The sequence below is a fragment of the Schaalia sp. lx-100 genome, from assembly GCF_021083625.1.
In the GTDB taxonomy this organism is placed as follows: domain Bacteria; phylum Actinomycetota; class Actinomycetes; order Actinomycetales; family Actinomycetaceae; genus Pauljensenia.
In genome coordinates this window covers 1-16,737 of sequence record NZ_JAJNRP010000006.1, presented here as the reverse complement: position 1 = coordinate 16,737, position 16,737 = coordinate 1, and the positions used below count along the sequence as shown (strand labels likewise).

25 protein-coding genes and 1 tRNA gene are annotated in these 16,737 nt (G+C 52.7%); 21 read left to right on the top strand and 5 right to left on the bottom strand.

The features are described 5' to 3' along the window. The first annotated feature begins 217 nt into the window (after positions 1-217). The 6 genes from LRP54_RS05230 to LRP54_RS05205 all read left to right on the top strand — a co-directional run bounded on the left by LRP54_RS05230 (position 218) and on the right by LRP54_RS05205 (position 4,872). The gene (locus LRP54_RS05230; RefSeq protein WP_231235267.1) at positions 218-1,426 is read left to right on the top strand and encodes a methyltransferase domain-containing protein; all 1,209 of its coding nucleotides are present in this window, start codon (positions 218-220) and stop codon (positions 1,424-1,426) included. A gap of 370 nt (positions 1,427-1,796) precedes the next feature. Further along, entirely contained in the window at positions 1,797-2,039 is a 243-nt protein-coding gene (locus LRP54_RS05225) for a type II toxin-antitoxin system Phd/YefM family antitoxin (protein ID WP_231235266.1), read from the top strand. After that, a complete protein-coding gene (locus tag LRP54_RS05220) occupies positions 2,036-2,416 on the top strand; it encodes a type II toxin-antitoxin system death-on-curing family toxin (RefSeq protein WP_231235265.1) in 381 nt (126 codons plus the stop codon). Before LRP54_RS05225 ends, LRP54_RS05220 begins: the two co-directional genes overlap by 4 nt. A gap of 210 nt (positions 2,417-2,626) precedes the next feature. Beyond that, positions 2,627-3,232, top strand: coding sequence for a DUF1349 domain-containing protein (locus LRP54_RS05215; protein WP_231205649.1), 606 nt, complete (start codon positions 2,627-2,629; stop codon positions 3,230-3,232). A gap of 362 nt (positions 3,233-3,594) precedes the next feature. Further along, positions 3,595-4,173: a GtrA family protein gene (locus LRP54_RS05210; RefSeq protein WP_231235264.1), complete on the top strand. Its 579-nt coding sequence runs from the start codon at positions 3,595-3,597 to the stop codon at positions 4,171-4,173. 210 nt (positions 4,174-4,383) lie between these two features. Next, positions 4,384-4,872 (top strand): GNAT family N-acetyltransferase, encoded by a 489-nt coding sequence (locus LRP54_RS05205; RefSeq protein ID WP_231205651.1) that lies wholly within the window; start codon positions 4,384-4,386, stop codon positions 4,870-4,872. A 21-nt stretch (positions 4,873-4,893) separates the two neighbouring features. Here LRP54_RS05205 and LRP54_RS05200 read toward each other — a convergent pair whose 3' ends face one another. The 4 genes from LRP54_RS05200 to LRP54_RS05185 form a co-directional block, all read right to left on the bottom strand. Continuing rightward, positions 4,894-5,739, bottom strand: coding sequence for an aldo/keto reductase (locus LRP54_RS05200; RefSeq protein ID WP_231205652.1), 846 nt, complete (start codon positions 5,737-5,739; stop codon positions 4,894-4,896). A 290-nt stretch (positions 5,740-6,029) separates the two neighbouring features. Further along, positions 6,030-6,102 (bottom strand) — tRNA-Arg (locus LRP54_RS05195). A 394-nt stretch (positions 6,103-6,496) separates the two neighbouring features. Then, positions 6,497-6,910 (bottom strand): hypothetical protein, encoded by a 414-nt coding sequence (locus tag LRP54_RS05190; RefSeq protein ID WP_231235263.1) that lies wholly within the window; start codon positions 6,908-6,910, stop codon positions 6,497-6,499. 8 nt (positions 6,911-6,918) lie between these two features. Further along, a complete protein-coding gene (locus LRP54_RS05185; protein WP_231235262.1) occupies positions 6,919-7,245 on the bottom strand; it encodes a hypothetical protein in 327 nt (108 codons plus the stop codon). Positions 7,246-7,422: 177 nt separating this feature from the next. Between LRP54_RS05185 and LRP54_RS05180 the strand changes: the two genes are divergently transcribed. Further along, on the top strand, positions 7,423-7,737 hold the full coding sequence (locus LRP54_RS05180) for a hypothetical protein (RefSeq protein ID WP_231235261.1): 315 nt from the start codon (positions 7,423-7,425) through the stop codon (positions 7,735-7,737). Next, on the top strand, positions 7,734-8,570 hold the full coding sequence (locus LRP54_RS05175; RefSeq protein ID WP_231235260.1) for a phage antirepressor: 837 nt from the start codon (positions 7,734-7,736) through the stop codon (positions 8,568-8,570). Before LRP54_RS05180 ends, LRP54_RS05175 begins: the two co-directional genes overlap by 4 nt. 178 nt (positions 8,571-8,748) lie before the next feature. On the opposite strand, the gene LRP54_RS05170 is transcribed toward LRP54_RS05175, so the two are convergent. Beyond that, positions 8,749-9,090 (bottom strand): phage regulatory CII family protein, encoded by a 342-nt coding sequence (locus LRP54_RS05170; protein ID WP_231235259.1) that lies wholly within the window; start codon positions 9,088-9,090, stop codon positions 8,749-8,751. 133 nt (positions 9,091-9,223) lie between these two features. Between LRP54_RS05170 and LRP54_RS05165 the strand changes: the two genes are divergently transcribed. From LRP54_RS05165 to LRP54_RS05110, 13 genes are all read left to right on the top strand, one after another. Beyond that, the gene (locus tag LRP54_RS05165) at positions 9,224-9,469 is read left to right on the top strand and encodes a hypothetical protein (RefSeq protein WP_231235258.1); all 246 of its coding nucleotides are present in this window, start codon (positions 9,224-9,226) and stop codon (positions 9,467-9,469) included. A gap of 38 nt (positions 9,470-9,507) precedes the next feature. Then, positions 9,508-10,011 (top strand): phage antirepressor N-terminal domain-containing protein, encoded by a 504-nt coding sequence (locus LRP54_RS05160; RefSeq protein ID WP_231235257.1) that lies wholly within the window; start codon positions 9,508-9,510, stop codon positions 10,009-10,011. Next, a complete protein-coding gene (locus LRP54_RS05155) occupies positions 10,008-10,223 on the top strand; it encodes a helix-turn-helix domain-containing protein (RefSeq protein WP_231235256.1) in 216 nt (71 codons plus the stop codon). Before LRP54_RS05160 ends, LRP54_RS05155 begins: the two co-directional genes overlap by 4 nt. Positions 10,224-10,406: 183 nt before the next feature. Beyond that, positions 10,407-10,541 carry a hypothetical protein gene (locus LRP54_RS08410; protein WP_269212763.1) on the top strand — a complete coding sequence of 45 codons (135 nt, stop codon included), beginning with the start codon at positions 10,407-10,409 and terminating at the stop codon, positions 10,539-10,541. A gap of 82 nt (positions 10,542-10,623) precedes the next feature. After that, on the top strand, positions 10,624-10,815 hold the full coding sequence (locus tag LRP54_RS05150; protein ID WP_231235255.1) for a hypothetical protein: 192 nt from the start codon (positions 10,624-10,626) through the stop codon (positions 10,813-10,815). Next, entirely contained in the window at positions 10,808-10,972 is a 165-nt protein-coding gene (locus tag LRP54_RS05145) for a hypothetical protein (RefSeq protein WP_231235254.1), read from the top strand. The genes LRP54_RS05150 and LRP54_RS05145 overlap by 8 nt, the downstream gene beginning before the upstream one ends. Then, positions 10,969-11,523, top strand: coding sequence for a hypothetical protein (locus LRP54_RS05140; RefSeq protein ID WP_231235253.1), 555 nt, complete (start codon positions 10,969-10,971; stop codon positions 11,521-11,523). The genes LRP54_RS05145 and LRP54_RS05140 overlap by 4 nt, the downstream gene beginning before the upstream one ends. After that, positions 11,516-12,424 (top strand): hypothetical protein, encoded by a 909-nt coding sequence (locus LRP54_RS05135; protein WP_231235252.1) that lies wholly within the window; start codon positions 11,516-11,518, stop codon positions 12,422-12,424. The genes LRP54_RS05140 and LRP54_RS05135 overlap by 8 nt, the downstream gene beginning before the upstream one ends. 619 nt (positions 12,425-13,043) lie before the next feature. Beyond that, positions 13,044-13,424, top strand: coding sequence for a hypothetical protein (locus LRP54_RS05130; protein ID WP_231235251.1), 381 nt, complete (start codon positions 13,044-13,046; stop codon positions 13,422-13,424). A 29-nt stretch (positions 13,425-13,453) separates the two neighbouring features. Beyond that, complete coding sequence (locus LRP54_RS05125) at positions 13,454-14,635, top strand: hypothetical protein (RefSeq protein WP_231235250.1); 1,182 nt, start codon at positions 13,454-13,456, stop codon at positions 14,633-14,635. Then, positions 14,632-15,060 (top strand): hypothetical protein, encoded by a 429-nt coding sequence (locus LRP54_RS05120; protein WP_231235249.1) that lies wholly within the window; start codon positions 14,632-14,634, stop codon positions 15,058-15,060. Before LRP54_RS05125 ends, LRP54_RS05120 begins: the two co-directional genes overlap by 4 nt. Positions 15,061-15,168: 108 nt before the next feature. Further along, positions 15,169-15,606, top strand: a complete 438-nt coding sequence (locus tag LRP54_RS05115) for a single-stranded DNA-binding protein (protein ID WP_231235248.1) — start codon at positions 15,169-15,171, stop codon at positions 15,604-15,606. 71 nt (positions 15,607-15,677) lie between these two features. Next, complete coding sequence (locus LRP54_RS05110; protein WP_231235247.1) at positions 15,678-16,397, top strand: hypothetical protein; 720 nt, start codon at positions 15,678-15,680, stop codon at positions 16,395-16,397. Positions 16,398-16,737 lie beyond the last annotated feature (340 nt).

Below are 16,737 nucleotides of genomic sequence, written 5' to 3'. Positions count from 1 at the left end.
TGTGTCCGCAAGTTGAAAACCTCAAAGTTGAGCCTAGTGGACTCAATTTCATTTCTCTTTGAGTCAATCACCTGACGTATGACCTGCACTTTTGCTCCCTCAACACACCCATAAAATCCCGCATCAAACTAGCCGTAATCGTCAAAAAGCACCCATTAGCACTTTCTCACACAAAATAACTTCACAGCTCCGCAGCAAATATGACACGATCACAGGTATGCACTGTCCGCATTGGGAAGAACACACATGCACTTCTTGCACATATCTTGAAATCCCTATGCCCACCCAAATACGCGCAAAAGAAAAACGGGTACGGCAAACCCTTTCTGCACTCCCCTATGCGCAGACAATTACATGGCTTCCAAGCGCCACATCCGCGCACACAGGTTTCCGCACAAAAGCAAAACTCGTTGTCGGCGGCACACCACGCCGCCCAACTCTTGGCATACTCGGCCCTCATAAAAACACTATTGACCTACCCCAATGCCAGATTCAGCATCCAGCTATCACACAAGCAATTCCCGCCCTTAAACGTTTCATTCGCCTGGTCAAACTTCAGCCCTACAACATCACTCAAAGAAAAGGCGAACTGAAATATATCCACCTGATCGTCGGCACCCACGATCAACTCATGATCCGTTTTGTCTTGCGTAGCCGCGACATGGTGAGCAATATACGGACAGCGTTGACCGAACTGCGCACACTCATTCCTCAAGCCACAGTTATCACAGCAAATATTCACCCCCAACACGCCGCCACCGTTGAAGGAACGGATGAAATTATCCTCACCCGCCTCACTGCTTTACCTCTCACCATTGGTGGGCTTGATTTATTCCTGAGTCCCGGCTCATTCGTCCAAACAAATACGGATATAGCAGGACAGTTGTACCAGCAAGTTCGCATGTGGGCGACACATCATCTTCACGCATCCCCCACTTCACATTCCGATGAGCCACCCAAAAAAACACCTGCACATACGCCTCGCACACTATGGGATTTGTACTGTGGGATCGGCGGCTTTGCCCTTCACTGCGCATATGCCGGAATTGAACATGTCACCGGAATTGAACTGTCACGTGAGGCTATACAATCCGCACGCTTGGCGGCACGCACAGCAGGTTTTGGACGAACACGCAGTAATTTCATTACCGCTGATGCGACACAATGGGCACTTACCCAAGAAAAGGCGACATATCCGGATGTATTGATCGTTAATCCTCCTCGACGAGGAATCGGTCCCGAACTGTCACAGTGGATTAATTCCAGCGAAATTCAGCGAGTCATTTATTCTTCGTGCAACCCCGAAACTTTGGCAAAAGACCTGCATAATATGCCAAATTATCAGGTTGATTCTGTCCGTATTTTTGACATGTTCCCCCACACAGATCATGTTGAGACAGCATGTGTGCTGTCACGCAAGGGGTAGTATCCAGCTAAAATGCCTGTTCTACAGATTGTGCTAGTGACATTTTTGCGCACAGTGTGTGTTTGTAGGAACAGGTCTTTTTTGGGTACGCGGCACCGAATGCCTAGTTTGATGTTTTGAGATAGCGATTGGCTTTCTTGCCAAGCAAGCCTTGCCATGATGGTGAGGAGTACTTCGTCTTTTGCGTCCAGTGCGTTGATGGATTCTTCTCGCTTTTTGGTGTTGGCGCTGAGATACCGTCATCTACAATAGATGCCTGCAAAGGTCCATTCCGGGCGAGCTTTTATATAGTGCTTATAGTGTTTGACTCCAAAATAGGTTAAATTTATAGGTAAAATCTGCTATCCTTTGGAGTAAGGAGGTAGCAGCGATGAACATTGATACGAATACGTTGCTTTCGGTATCCGAAGCCAATCGCAATTTTTCTGAGGTCACTAAACGAGTGGACCAGTTCGGGTGCGCTGTGATTTTGAAGAACAATTCGCCGCGCTATGTCGTTTTAGACTTTGCCGCTGTGGAAGCAAGCGAGACAGTTTCTGATGATGAAGCGTTGCGCGTTGCTCGTGATTTCATGTCTCAAGACGCACTGGTCTATGAGACGCTTGCCAAATGAAACGCCTCTCCCACTCCCAGATTCTGCTCTTTCATCAAGAACTGATTGACCACTTTGGTGGCGTACAAGGCATCCGTGATGAGGGACTGCTCGATTCAGCACTCAACGCGCCGTTTCAAACATTTGCCGGAGATGACCTGTATCCAAGTTTCTTAGAAAAAGGAGCAAAGCTGGGGTACGGACTGGTCAGCAATCATCCTTTTATTGATGGAAACAAACGTATCGGAACGCTGGCGATGATGACCTTCTTGAGGATCAACGGACTTTCTTTCACCTACAGCCAAGAAGAACTCATCAACGTGATTCTTGATGTTGCATCCGGCACGCTCTCTTGTAATGAGCTTTACCAGTGGCTCGCAAACCATCTCGATCCTTAAATTTTCATGAACCAGCGAAAACCTCTGCGTATTGCGGAGGTCTTCATTTAGAAGCAATCGAAATCAACCTGTGTGACCAGACGCTTATAGCTGGCCGTATCGTTTGCTTTTTCTGTCCACATATTCGTCGCATGTTGAGACAGCATGTGTGCTGTCACGACGTTCATCATTACAGGTGACAAACACAGAAACTACTACAGAGGAAAAGAAATGTTTGATGTCACTCGCTTAGAGTGGATCAGGGAACCTAGCAAGTACCACATAAGTCCTGAACGTATTGAAATTACTACTCTTGCGCACACAGATTTATGGCAGCGCACGTACTATCACTTCAGAAATGACAACGCGCCCGTATTGCAAATGAAAACATCGGAAAAATATTTTTCATTTGTCGTTCAGACCCATTTTGACACTCAGCATCGTTTCGACCAATGCGGCGTCGTTATGTACTTGGACAGCGAGAACTGGATCAAAGGCTCCATAGAATACGAAAATGAGGATTTTCAACATCTTGGCAGTGTTGTCACTAATCATGGGTACTCAGATTGGGCAACCACAGCGATTGATGCTTCTGTGAAATCCATGTGGTACCGCTTAAGTCGCAGGGAACAGGATTTTTGTATTGAATGTTCCGTTGACGGTATTACCTTCACACAGATGAGGATATGTCACATGTGGGAAGCACAGGATGAAATTTCCTTTGGAATCTACGCGTGTAGCCCTGAAGATTCTTCTTTCACAGCGACTTTTACGCACATGGATATAACCGAATGTCGCTGGCTTGCACATGACGGGCAGCAACCCGACAAGGAATAAGCTTCGTGCACCTACTGGATTGCACGGACGCTCAGCGCCTAGTGTCACGCCAAAACACCCCACATTCAGCGTATTGACCGTACAGCTCTTGAATACACGGTCGTTAATTCACAGGTTCTACATAGGATTTTCGTAGGCTGTCACTGCGTCAGCAGGGTGTGTTATTCACGGCTGACATATCCAGCCGCCTGTATCAGTAAATTTCATCGTTTACTGGCTCTGTTATATACAGCCTACATACGCTGTTATATACGAGATTCTCGTAAACCGAATGTGACCTCTAACGAATGGGCAGATACTTTCACAGGTTATTCATAGTTACGTCATAAATGGCACATAAAAGCGCTGCGCACACTCAAAGTATGCAAAAAACAACGGGTATTCACAGCATATGCGTCAGCGCACAAACAGTGGTGCATCGTATCGCTCGACCTGTGCGCTACCTGGCTTCATCGTTGTCATCGACGGCTGCCGAATACACTATTTTGCTTACCTTGAATGCAATAACAGGTGGGGTTTTCGTGCCGGTAGTCATTGCACGGACTATTTCGTGCACAATTAATTACCTGATGAATAGGAAAGTTTTTGCCTCGCAAGGCTCTGTCATTCGCACAGGTATCCGCTACGCCATCGTTGCTGCTGTTGTGATGATGCTGTCGTACACTTTCACAAATGCAGGCGTTATGGCGGGTTTGTCTTTATGGAGCGCAAGCGTCCTCACAAATAGTTCATTATTCATTGTGAATTACCTCGGACAATCATTTCTTGTCTTTGGGCGACCTTATGATGCTTTGGACCGTGCGCGCACATTCATAAAGAATTACAGTACTTTCATAGCTAAAGTCCAGCAACAGGTCACACAGATTTTTGCTTGTCACTTACCGAAGTTTTCAGTTGAAAATACTGCTTTAGCGCATATTCATTTACCTCAGGCAGCATAATTTGGCCAGTCCTGAAGTGCAGACTCAAGGACACGAAAGAATCTCCGTCACCTCAAGCGGACACGCGTTTTTGCCCTTACCCACAAAAATACAGTGCAGCGTGTAGGCTCGTTATGCAGGTGTTTTACAGCATGTGCCTGCGAAACCGCGCGCACCCTCACATGTATTTTCACGTAAGCCGCATATAACGCGTACACAAGGAGCCACCACATGAGCGTTGAGTTGATTACCGAGTCCTCCCCCGCACTTGTCCGCGCGATGGAAAGACTTATTCCGCAACTCTCACGCAGCGCGCAACCACTGGATGCAGAAGCTACTGCACGGTTTGTTGCCCAGCCTAGTGTTCACGTATTTGTTTTCCGCAGTGGCGAGGCTCCTGCTCCTACGTCTTGCGCTGACGCAAATGAGCGTGTTGAGGATGATTCTCGTCCTATCCTTGGCATGCTGTCGCTAGCCACATTTGAAATACCTACCGGTGTGCGCGCGTGGATTGAAGATGTTGTCGTTGACAGCGAAGCACGTGGCCAAGGAGCCGGGCAAGCCCTTGTAGAAGCAGCTTTGGCGCATGCAAAAAGCCTTGGAGCACGAACTGTGGACCTCACTTCCCGTCCTTCACGCGAAGCCGCAAATCGTTTGTACCGTCGGTGTGGTTTTGAGCAGCGTGAAACAAATGTTTATCGTGTGACGTTGGTGAAGTAGGGTTCCAGATTCACGTAGCTTTTAGAATTCTTCATAAAACGCTGGGTCTTGGCCGGCCATTCGACCGTCGGGCAGGGAAAGCGCGTCGATACGTTCCATCTGTGATTGTGATAGCTCGCAATGGAAAATATTCGCATTTTCTTTTTGACGTTCAGGGTTCGCAGATTTTGGCAGCGGCACTGCACCGTGTTGATAATGCCACCGCAAGATGAGCTGAGCGGGGGTTAGACCTGTTTCTTCAGCGAGTGCGCAAATAACTGGGGCGTGGACGAGTGCAAGTTTGCGGCCTAAAGGCGACCATGATTGCGTGCATATTCCCAGTTCATCGTGGAGTGCGCGCAGAGCAGATTGGTTGAAACGAGGGTGTAATTCCACTTGGTTCACGCTGGGGAGTACTCCTACGTGTTCTTTCAGCGTGTGCAGGTGCTCTGGCAGGAAATTACATACGCCGACTGAACGAATCAGGCCTGCTTCTTTCATATCTATGAGAGCTTGAAAAGCCTCCACGTAGGTTCCTCGGGCTGGGTTGGGCCAATGGATAAGGTATAAGTCCCAGTAGTCAAGACCCGCGCGGTATAAGGATTCATGCACTGTTGTTACTGCTTCGTCGTATTGTTGATGGCGGCCAGGCAGTTTTGATGTCAGTACTAGTTGTTCGCGCGGTATTGGTGAGCGACGGACAACTTCACCGATTGCACCCTCATTTTCATAGGTGAAGGCAGAATCAAGCAGGCGGTAGCCTATGTCAATTCCGTGCAGCATTGCTTGAACACCGGTAGGACCGTTGAGCCGGTAGGTTCCAAGTCCGATGAGCGGAATTTTTGTGCCATCGTTCAGTGTGCGCGTGGGGATATGCGTGTCAGTCATATTTATGAGGTTACGCGATTACATGATCTTTGGTGTGCGCTTGGGTGTCAGGCAGACCAAACACCATAAAAACCAACACGAAAAGTCCGCTAACCCAGATTTCTTTTCATAAGAAATAAGGCGGATAGTTTAGGGTTCTCCACAGAGTGTGCCCAGAAATGAGCTATACGCTGAAGGAGATACGCGGGGCGTAACCGAAAGCGGAGGATGCCTAAATGATTGCGATATACGGCTGTGTTGAAGTGATACGCAGAACCCCCGCCGGTGGGTCTCACCGAGGGGGGCCGCCGCGCGCTCGAAGGGACTCGAACCCCCAACCTTCTGATCCGTAGTCAGATGCTCTATCCATTGAGCTACGAGCGCAGTGCCGTTTGGCTGGGAATAACTTTACGCGGATAAGTGCCCTTGACACAAACTCACAGATAGGCAATAGATCACACCTCGGAGCTTTTCCACCTGTTATGACTGATTTTCACCATATGTCAGCAGCAGAAAGAGGCTTCATATACCCATGCCATGATGTTTACATCACATTTGTCGCATCTGAATATGGACTCAAATTCCATATATGCCGCAGTGAATTTCCACTGAAGCGCATTTCCTATTTCAGATAGTCAGCACAGATGGGGCTCCCCAACGAAAAACCCCGTGATCTCGACGAAATCACGGGGCGGTTGCGGAGACGGCGGGACTCTCTTTCGACTGGCTAAATCATGCGGAAAAACAGGGGTCAAAAACGCGTGGTCCTAATCTGGTCCTAAAGGGATTCGTCACGCTTTTTTATCGCCCGCTCAACCCGTGCCCGCTCACCCTCGGTCAGGGACTCAAGGCGGGCCAGTAACGTGTCTACATCCACCCACAGTTCTTCTGCTATCTCATCCGGGTCGTGCCCCCATATGAGGGCGCTTGTCAGGTCGTCAATGTCGATAAGCCTGCGTGCGGCCTCTGCGCGCACGCTTCGTTCTATCGCGCTCGGCTGACACCCGTCATGCCCCCACTCCACATGTACGAGTTCGTGCGTGAGCGTACACCTGCGCTCAGCCTGTAGCTGGCGTTTGGTCATGTAGATGCGTCTACCGTCGGTTGCGCCGAGCGCGCCGTCAGGGAGCTGGTCGGTCCATACGAGGGCGAGGTCTGCGCGTTCACGTAACGCGTGCCACGGGTTCCACATGCGGGGGTCTACCAGTCGTACCCGTAGTCGCTAGGGTCTTGGCTTTCCTCGCCTGTCGTGTCGTGGTTGTGGGCGTGGTCGTATTGGGGGCGGCTGGTGACGCGGCGCGCGGCTAGCTTAGAAAAGTCTGGTAACGCTTCTTCTTCTGGCTCTGGCTCTGGTGTGGGGATGATTTTCAGGCTCGGTTTGGGGGTCTGGGTAGTGGCCGATTTTTCAGCGCGACTGACAACCTCCCAAGACAAAAGACCCACCACCTTTGAAATGGCACTCACTTCCCCTACTGTTGCCGGTGGAGTTTCACCGCGAAAAATGATGCCAACACGATTTTGGGACATCCCGGCGAGACTCCCTATCTCTGACTGGTTTAACCCGGCTTCGCGCGCCGCTGCCTGCAGTATCAGTCGGATCTGGTCATCAACCGGTCGCAACTTCTTCGCCTTAGCCATGTATATATTCTGACACACGAACCGAACAAGGTTGCAAAAAACCGAAATGGGTTTATAATTAATTTCATGATCGTAAACCGAGTTGGGTTTGCAACCCTTGACGAAGAACTTTCCGGCGTAGTAAGAGCAGAGCTTGCTCGATTCCGCCTCGACCAGAAGGAAATTGCAAACAAAATCCAGATGCATCCGAACGTATTCGGACGAAAGTGCAGAGGCGAAGTTGCCTTCTCAACAGGAGAGCTAACAGCCGTTGCGCATGCCATCGGAACAACTGCAAGCGCGCTCACTCACGAGGCCGAAGTCCGCTTTACCAAAGCTGTGGACGTGAATCCGGTCAAGCTCATTGACCGCACACTTTGTAAGGAGTGCTTCACAAAATGAAAGAAAAAATCATGAACCAGATGACACCCTTCGACTACAAGGGCACCAGCATCCGGGTCATTACCGGAAGCGACGGCGAACCGTGGTTCGTTGTAGCCGACGTGACACGCATCCTAGAAATCGGAAACCCGTCACAGGCGATAACTCGTCTAGACGATGACGAACGGACCCTCATTTCAAATGAGGGTCACGACCTCAACGTTGTTTCCGAGGCCGGTCTTTACTCCCTCATCCTAGGAAGCCGCAAACCGGAAGCCAAGGCGTTCAAGCGCTGGGTAACGCACGAAGTCCTCCCCTCTGTCCGTAGGCATGGCGCGTACATGACACCGGAAAAAATCGAAGAAGTCCTCCTAAACCCGGACACGATCATCAAGATCGCCACAGAACTGAAAAAAGAACAAGCCAAACGCAGGGAGCTTGAAGCTCAAGCCGCGATAGATGCGCCGAAAGTCCTTTTCGCTGATTCTGTGGCCACGTCGAAAACATCAATCCTCGTGGGGGATTTAGCGAAGATTCTTAAGGGGAACGGTGTGGATATTGGTGGTCAGCGGCTTTTTAACTGGCTGCGTGAGAAGGGGTATCTCATCAAGCGTAAGGGGAGTGATCGGAATATGCCGACTCAGCGGGCGATTGATTTGGGCCTGTTTGAGGTCAAGGAGACGGCGGTTACTCATGCGGATGGTCATGTTACGGTGAGTAAGACCCCGAAGGTTACTGGGCGTGGTCAGCAGTATTTTGTTGAGAAGTTTCTTGGTGGGCGGGGTTTAACGCGCCGGTTTGGTATGACTGATAGCGGGCGATTGTTCGCTCTCAAGAATGATACGGCTCTGTGATATGCCGGTTTTTCTAGCGATTTCAGATTGGCTAAGACCTGCTCGGTCTGCGTAGTGACTGAGTGTTTTGGCGACTGTCTGTGAAAAGTCGCCTACTGGTAGCGGTTTTGATCCCATGCACACAATCTACCCAAATTCGGGTAAAGACTAAAAGGAGTTTTCGATTGGATAACGCATCTTATCTGACATCCCTAAACGGCTCATCAAATGCAGTCTCCGCAGTAGGACACTCTTTTAATCGTCGCATAATTTCGGCAACAAGTTCCTCGTCTGTAAGTTTTTGTACCTCTACGGACCTGACAAAAGACACGAGATCAGCCTCTTTGAGTAGTCCTTGGATAACCAGAGCGTCAAGAACTGATTTTTTGTAGGCGCGGGCGATTGCGGCGATTGTTTCGGCAGAGAGTCGATCCTCGTTTACCTGCCGGTTAAGGGTCACCTGATTAATGCCGGCTTTACGGGCAATCGCGTTAATGCTCTCACTCTTAACGGTTTCCTGAAACCAATCTTTTATATCCATATATCTATAGTACAGCACATATAGTCACTATGCATAGTCTTTTGCGTTTCGACTTGACAGGATGTTTTACGAGCACTAGTCTAGTCATGTCGCAACAAAAGTGTTGCAAAGTGACTAATCGAAAGGAGAGCATTTGTCTACTCAAGTCCAACTGACTCAAAAATTCCGCTACCTCGTAGAAAACACCGGAATGACTCATGCGGCTATCGCTGCCGCAATGGGAATCACGCGCCAATTCTTCAGCGCGGTTTGGCTAGGAAAAGAGCAACCTACCGCGCGTTTTGCGGTAGGCGCATTACAAGCAGGGCTCGGACACTCGTTCGACGACGTGATGATCCTTGTCCGCGATAACACGGAAGAAAGCGACAGCCCCAGATGACGAGACCATCTGAGGCTAAGAAAGAAAGGATTTTTCTTATGACCAATGTTATCAGAATCCCCTTCTATGGGGCAGAGATTATCACGAATGGCGACGGCTCGCAGATTGCGCTTATGCCCGTGTGTGACGCGCTCGGCCTTGACTATCTGGCGCAGTACCGCCGTTTGAAGCGCCGCCCGTGGGCAACCATGAGCATGATGCCCATAACTGGGTCGGACGGTAAGACTCGTGACTATGTGGCGGTTAGTCGGCGGACTTTCACCATGTGGCTGGCGACCATCGGCACCAGCAGAGCTAGAAACGACCATGCCAAACGCATGATCGTGGCGTATCAGACCGAGGCCATAGACACGCTGGAATACCATTTTCATAAGCGGGAGACGGTTAAGCCGGGCGCGGTAGAGCATCAGGTCAGCGCGCGGATCAGGCAGGCCACGAGGCAGATGGAACTGTGTCAGGCCGCGCGGGGTCTGATTCATCCCGAAGAACTGGAAACGCGGGCGCGCCTCATCCTCGCACATGGGCTAGGTGGTGCGGCATGAGCGGGGTTGTGCAGGAGTGGTTTTCGATTGCTGAGGCCGCGATACTGCTGGGGATGGATGCGAAAACGGTTCGCCGTCTGATCTCTAAGGGCGCGCTTCCTGCTCGCATGGTCAAGCCGGGCACGTCTAAACCAATGTATCGGATTCACAGGCGGCATATTGATGGGTTTGGCCGCCCGGTGACTAACGCTGCGAGCATAAGCGGCGAGTAATCGAAAGCCCCCAGTGTTGGGGGCGTAAGAGAAAGAAAAAAGACTATGAGAAGGCAAAGGCCCGGGTTTCGTGCGCCCAAAATCGGGCGGGAACAGCGTATTTTCTGGCGTGGCCTACTTCGCCAGACGGCGCGCACGTTGCGGGATATGGTGCTGTGGCTCTCGTTCCTTGTGGGTGGGTTCATGGTGATCGGCGCGGCCAATGAGGACATTCCACTGTGGCACATCCCCGCAGGCGGGCTTATCGCTGGCGCGAACTTGCTGGCGTTGTATCAGCTAGGGAAACGAGAGGTATCGGATGAAAAAGCGGATGAGTGAGGGCGCTTCCTCGTGGTGGCGTGCGAACACGCTATCAAGAAGTGTTGTAGTGAAATTTCGTGATATTGAAAAGAGAAAAACAATGTTGACTATTAAAACTGTGCGGGAAGCGTTGCACGCTGTCCTACTAGAGGTCGACCGAGAAAAGGACGCGGAGCGTTATAAGGCGCTTTCGCAGGCCGCGTTTCGTATCAACGACGCACTCATCCTCCTAGAGCAAGCCTCACAAGAGGAAACCCCCGAGAACACGGATGAGGCGGCTGACGATGAGTGAAAACAGCGTGCTTGATGAGCCTTACGAGTGGTGGAACGAGGACGATGAGCCGGGCGAGGACATCGGAGCGCTTGCTGATCTTGCATATGAGAGCTGGCGGGACCGGTGCATCGAGGACTCATGGGACGACGAGGACGAGGGGAGGCGAGCAGGATGAGTGAGCTTATATCAGGTGAGAGGACCCGCATGGCGCTACGCACTCTCGCACTAGCCAAACTGATCCGTTCCCGTGTGGGAGCGGCTGAAAAATCCGCGAAAGAACACCTGCGTGAGAGCGGGATGCAACCGGGGGACCGCTTGCACGCGCGCACAAGCGCGGGCGAGAGCGTAGCCACCGTATCTATGGGCAAGCCGCGCCGCATAGGGCGTTTTGAAATCACGGACGCGTTCGCATTTGTCGCATGGTGTGAAGAAAACGGCGTAGAACACGGCGGCAAACCCACCTACGTGTTCCCTGAAGCCACGACGAGCCTTGCTCGCATGGAAGCCCTCATTGAGCGTTTTGGCGGGGAAATCCCACCCGGCGTTGTGGACCTGACCGGGGAGGGTGAGCCATCGGTGATCGTGCGTCAAACACCACAGCAGGAAGATGTGCTGCTGGGTGAGTTTTCTAGTGCGCGCGCGATGCTGGAAGCCGCCGCACACACCCTCAACACCGACGATGATACAGAAAACAATACGAACAATGGAGTAATTGACAGTGAGTGATCTGATTTTAAGCGCGGAATCAATGCACGCGCGCATCTCGTATGCGAAAGCGCTGGCATCCTCAAACATGCTGCCCCCCTCGTATGCGCGTAAACCCGAGAACATCCTGATTGCTATAGAGTACGGGGCCGCGTTCAACATCCCCCCAGTAACGGTACTCAACGAAATCACGGTAATTAACGGCCGCCCATCCATGAGCGCTGACCTGATGGCATCTCTCGTGCGCAAAGCGGGGCATCGTCTACGTATTCGTGAGAGCGGGCAAAGCGTGACAGCGGAGCTGATTCGCCGCGACGACCCGGATTTCACGTTTACTGTCACGTGGGATCAGCAAAAGGCTGTGCAGGCGGGCTTATGGGGGCGCAAAGGCCCGTGGAGTGAGTACCCGTTGCAGATGCTGCGTTCTCGTGCGATCACGGAGGTGTGTCGTCAGGGCGCGTCGGATGTGCTGTTTGGTGTGCGTTATACGCCTGATGAGCTAGAAGGCGCGCAGGATGGGCCTGCTCACGCGCAGTCTGCTCCTGTGCCTGTGGTGCAATCGCGGCCCGCACAGCCTCATGTAGAGCAGGTGGAGCCGGTGGAGGTTGTGGCCGAGGTGATAGAAGATGTCGAACCACAACCCGCCGAAACCGCGCCCGCGTCTGAGCCTGTAGCAGCATCAGCGGCACCAGAGGCATCAGATGCGCGGTTTATCACCAGTGAGCAGGAAACCCACCTCAAAGAATGGGCCGAAGTCCTCGCATTTTCTAAAAAAGACCTCGGCAACCTCACCCACTGGGCTTCACGTGGCAGAACGCGCTACTGGCGCGAACTGTACGCCGAGGAAGCTGGCCGCCTTTTGGTGGAGTGCGCGCGTGAGAGTGAGCGCCGAGAAAAAGAACGGATCGGAGGCCTGTCATGACAACGAAAGACCCATACGAGGACATGCACCCGAGCTTCATTGATCGGCGCGTATGCTACCTGTGCGACGGGAAACTAACCAGCGCGGAGCGGTTTAACTACTGGTGGATATGCGCCCCGTGCTGGGGGCGTTATGTGGAGAATCGGAAACGCTTTCTCGCCCACGCGGTACAGCTACCGATTGACACGAGCATCCCCTCGTATAACGCTATCGGGCTAACGGCAATCAAGGTCCTGCGTCATTTTACGGGGTTTGGGATCAGTTTTAAGCCGCGTGAAAAATGCGTTCTGGCCCGCGTACAGGGCGGGAAGGCTTTGATATGTTATTCCCTGCCCATTTTGAAAACGGATTTTGACGAACTGCTCATGTGGGTGGAGCACGTGCTCCGCGCGAAACGCTTAGACGTACTAGAGGATGCGTGCGAGGGCACACGGGCGGATGTCCTGCGGGACATGTGCACTCTGGCGCTAGCTCATCCCGCCGAGCCGGGCAAAGACCACTACAAGGGAATCTCACTGTATCGGTACCCACACAACCCGGATGCGACGATCTCTCACCTTGAGCGCGCATGGCGAGGGACCCACCCTCTAGAGGTGAACGCGAGCGAGGTGGGTAGGCCATGAGTGAGCAAACGTTGATCGTGCGCGTCCCGGCAAGCGAATTCTTGTCGGCTAACGCGCGCCACCACTGGCCAGTACGAGCAAAGCGCACGCGCATGTTGCGTCGCCGCGCACGCTATCACGCACTCTCACAGGGCATCAAGCCGGTTGCTGGCCTGTGCATGGTGAGCGTGTATGTGCAGTATGCGCACAGGCGGCGGGCTGATCCTGCGAACACGTATCCGAGCGTGAAGGCCATGTTGGACGGGCTGACCGATGCGGGCGTGTGGGTAGATGATGATTCGGCTCATGTGGCTGGCCCGGCGTTTTATCGCGAGGACGGCACCTGCAAGAAGGGCGAGTACGTGTTTCGGTTCGTATTGTCGCCCACCACACTGTAAGTAATGTTTTCGTAAAGGTTGTGTTTTGTATGTGTAATCGTAAGATAAGTGCGCGCCTGCTCTCTAGTGAGCGTTATCAGGGGCTGTCTGCGCTCGCACAGGTAGCGTTGATTGAGATTTTGAAGCACGTGGACGCATGGGGGGTCGGAGACGCAGGCACGCTCACTGAGCATCTGCTCTCTGAGGCGCGCGAGGGTGATGAGGTTCGAGAGCATGTGGCGCTGGCGTTGGCTGAGCTGAAGCTCGCCGGCTTTGTTATCACCTATATGGCGGATTCGGCCAAGATCATTCACGTGGTCGATTTTTATAACTGGGTGAGTACGGAAGCGCTGGATTGCGCGTGTTCTCAGGGGTCGGATGAGGGTTTATTACGAAATGGTAACTTTGGCGAAGAAAGATCGAACAAAGTAATTCAAGATTCCAACAAATGCGCATTTGTGACCTCTAACACGAACAAGCTGTTACCTCTAACACATTCTGGAATAAATATTTGTGATGGCTATTACACTGATGTGACCTCTAATACGAACAAATTGTTACCTCTAACACACTCAGGGCTGTGTAAAACTGCCTGTGGAAATGTGGAAAGCGGATCGTCGAAAAAAGAAGGAAAAGACCCCCTAAGGAAAGAAAAAGAAGAAGAAGAAAAGAAAGTAATACAAAGAAAAGAAGAAGAAGAAAAAGAAACCCATACCCCCAAAAGGAAGAAAAGCCCCTCTAACCGTCCCCAAATCCCCGAACAAACCTCGGCCCCAAACGACGAAAAAAACACGCCCCAACCCACGCCGGAACCCGAGTCGGAACCCTTCGCCCTCATTGCCCTCACAGACACACGCGACCACTCCGCGAGTCGGATCGAAAAAGACTTCGAGCGCTTCTGGAAGGCATACCCGAGAAAAGTCGGCAAACTGCGTGCGCGGGTCGCGTGGGACAAAGCCATCAAGGAAGCCTCCCCGGAAGTTATCATTCAAGGCGCGGCCCGCTATGCGGCAGACCCTAACCGTGAAGCCCAGTACACCAAGCACCCGACAACGTGGCTGAACGCCGGGTCGTGGGAAGATGAGCCGCTCCCTGCGAGGCGCACAGGCAGCACGGATGAGATCGTTGCCGACTGGCTCGCCCTCGCTGAGCACTACCAGCAGCAAGACCAAGCGGCCCCCGGCAACGAGTGGGCACACCTTGACGCTAGCCCATGTGGTGACGCGTCATGATGACCCACGAGGAAATAGCGAAAATTCTCGCCATCTGCGCCAGTGTGGACCGCCGTCAGGTCAGCCAAACGATGATCGTCACATGGTCCAAAGCCCTCGACCAAACGTTGTGCTTCAATGAAGCAACCCATATCGTCACAAAGTACTACGCGGAAAACCGGCACCCAATCATGCCCTGCGACATCAACGCGATGCACCGGGACATCCGCCAAAGGCGCGTAGAGGCCTATGGGAGAATCCCTATCCCCGATGGGCTAGAGGATGAGCCAGAGGTTGAGCTCCTGTGGCGAAAAAACCTCATCCTCGCCATCCAAGACGGCCACCCGGCCCCCGATGAGGTGGCATGGAACGCGATAGGACGAGAACCGTCGAACCTTGGCCCCGTCCTCTCACATGCCCCTAGAATCACTCGTAAGCCGCTCTAAGCGACTTTTACCCCCCAAGTGGCACCCACATACCAAAACCTGATAAAAGTCCGTCAAAACGCCTCCTAGCACGCTTAGCGGGGCAATGACAGAAAGAGAACAAGAACCATGAGCGCAACACTCACACTCACCGGCAGACTCGGCACCGAACCCGAAATCAAATTCACCAAAACCGGCAAAGCCGTCCTCACCCTGCCCATATGCGCCACACCCGCACAAAAAAACCAGACCAGCGGCCAGTGGGAAGACCAAGGCGCAACCCTGTGGATACGCGCCACCTTCTGGGAGTACGAAGCCGAAAACCTCGCAGAAACCCTCCACAAAGGCGACACGGTCAGCGTTACCGGCACCCTCAAGCTTGACACCTACCCCACCGCGGACGGGCAAACACGCGAAAGCCTAGAGGTCATGCACCCGCGTTTTCTGGGCGTAAAACCGCGACAAAACGGGCAAGCCCCCCAAGCGTCAGCGGCCCGCAATGGCACCTACGCCACACCCACCGACGACCCCTGGGGCACCAGCGCAAACGACCCAGCCCCATTCTAAAAACAACACCAAACTAGTCCCACAGTAAAGTAAACAAACGGTAATGGCCGGTGAGTGAAAGGAACCCACGAGTGAACGCAAAAACAGCAACCCAACACCTCATCACACTGCGCACAATCACACCCACAACCACGCCAGACACACACCTACACTCACCGGCCCCAACCCGCACCCACACGCGCGCCACACCCACACTCGACCAACACCTCCACGCGCACCAAAACTTCCCCCACAACATACGCGCCCTCGCAGACCTCAACGCGTGGGCCGCAGAATGGTGCGCCCAATACGGCCTCACACACCACACTGACCCGCTCATCCGCCTCGCCCACGAAACCCCAGTGCTAGAAGAACGCGACCCCCACATGTGGGACACACTCACACGAGAAATCACGCGCATCCTCGCACACATCACCCACCTCGCCGGCTACACGCCACGACACCTCGGCCCCTGCCCCATATGCAAAACCCGAAACGTCACACAAAACCCCACCAAGAACGGCTACGCAGCAAAACCCGTCTGCGAAAACTGCAAAACCACATGGCAAACCGCCAGCCACTGGAAACAATCACTCACCGCCCTAGAACTGCGCGCACTCAAAACATGGAACACGCCCGGCCTGTACCTCAAATGCCAAGAACTCACACGCCTACACCCACAGCTCAGCGCCCCGCTACTCGCTAAATGGAAACAGCGCGACCACATCATCAAAACCGAGCACGGCTACGATCTGGCCAGCGTGAACGCCCGAATTGCGCGCGAACACAACAAAAAGTATGATGAGCGTTAGATGTTAGTGACATCTGTTATGCCGCTCTCGTGTGTGAGCGTGATACGCGAGAGCGGCCCCTTTTCCGTCTGTCGCACATATGGCGAGAAAATCTGATACTGTCATACTGCGCGGGGTGAACCACACCTAAAACACTCCTATCTGGCGCTTGTGACCCTACGCCCCGCACTCAACAAACGGTAAACGGCCAGTCACCCAGCACCCCTATCACAAAGGGCCTTGGCAATGACTGGCCGTTCCCACACACACACAAATGCCTTAAGATAGCTATACTCAAAGGCATGAAACGCAAGGCCGCACTCACCACCATCACTCTGCTCATTTTCACACTCGGACTCTC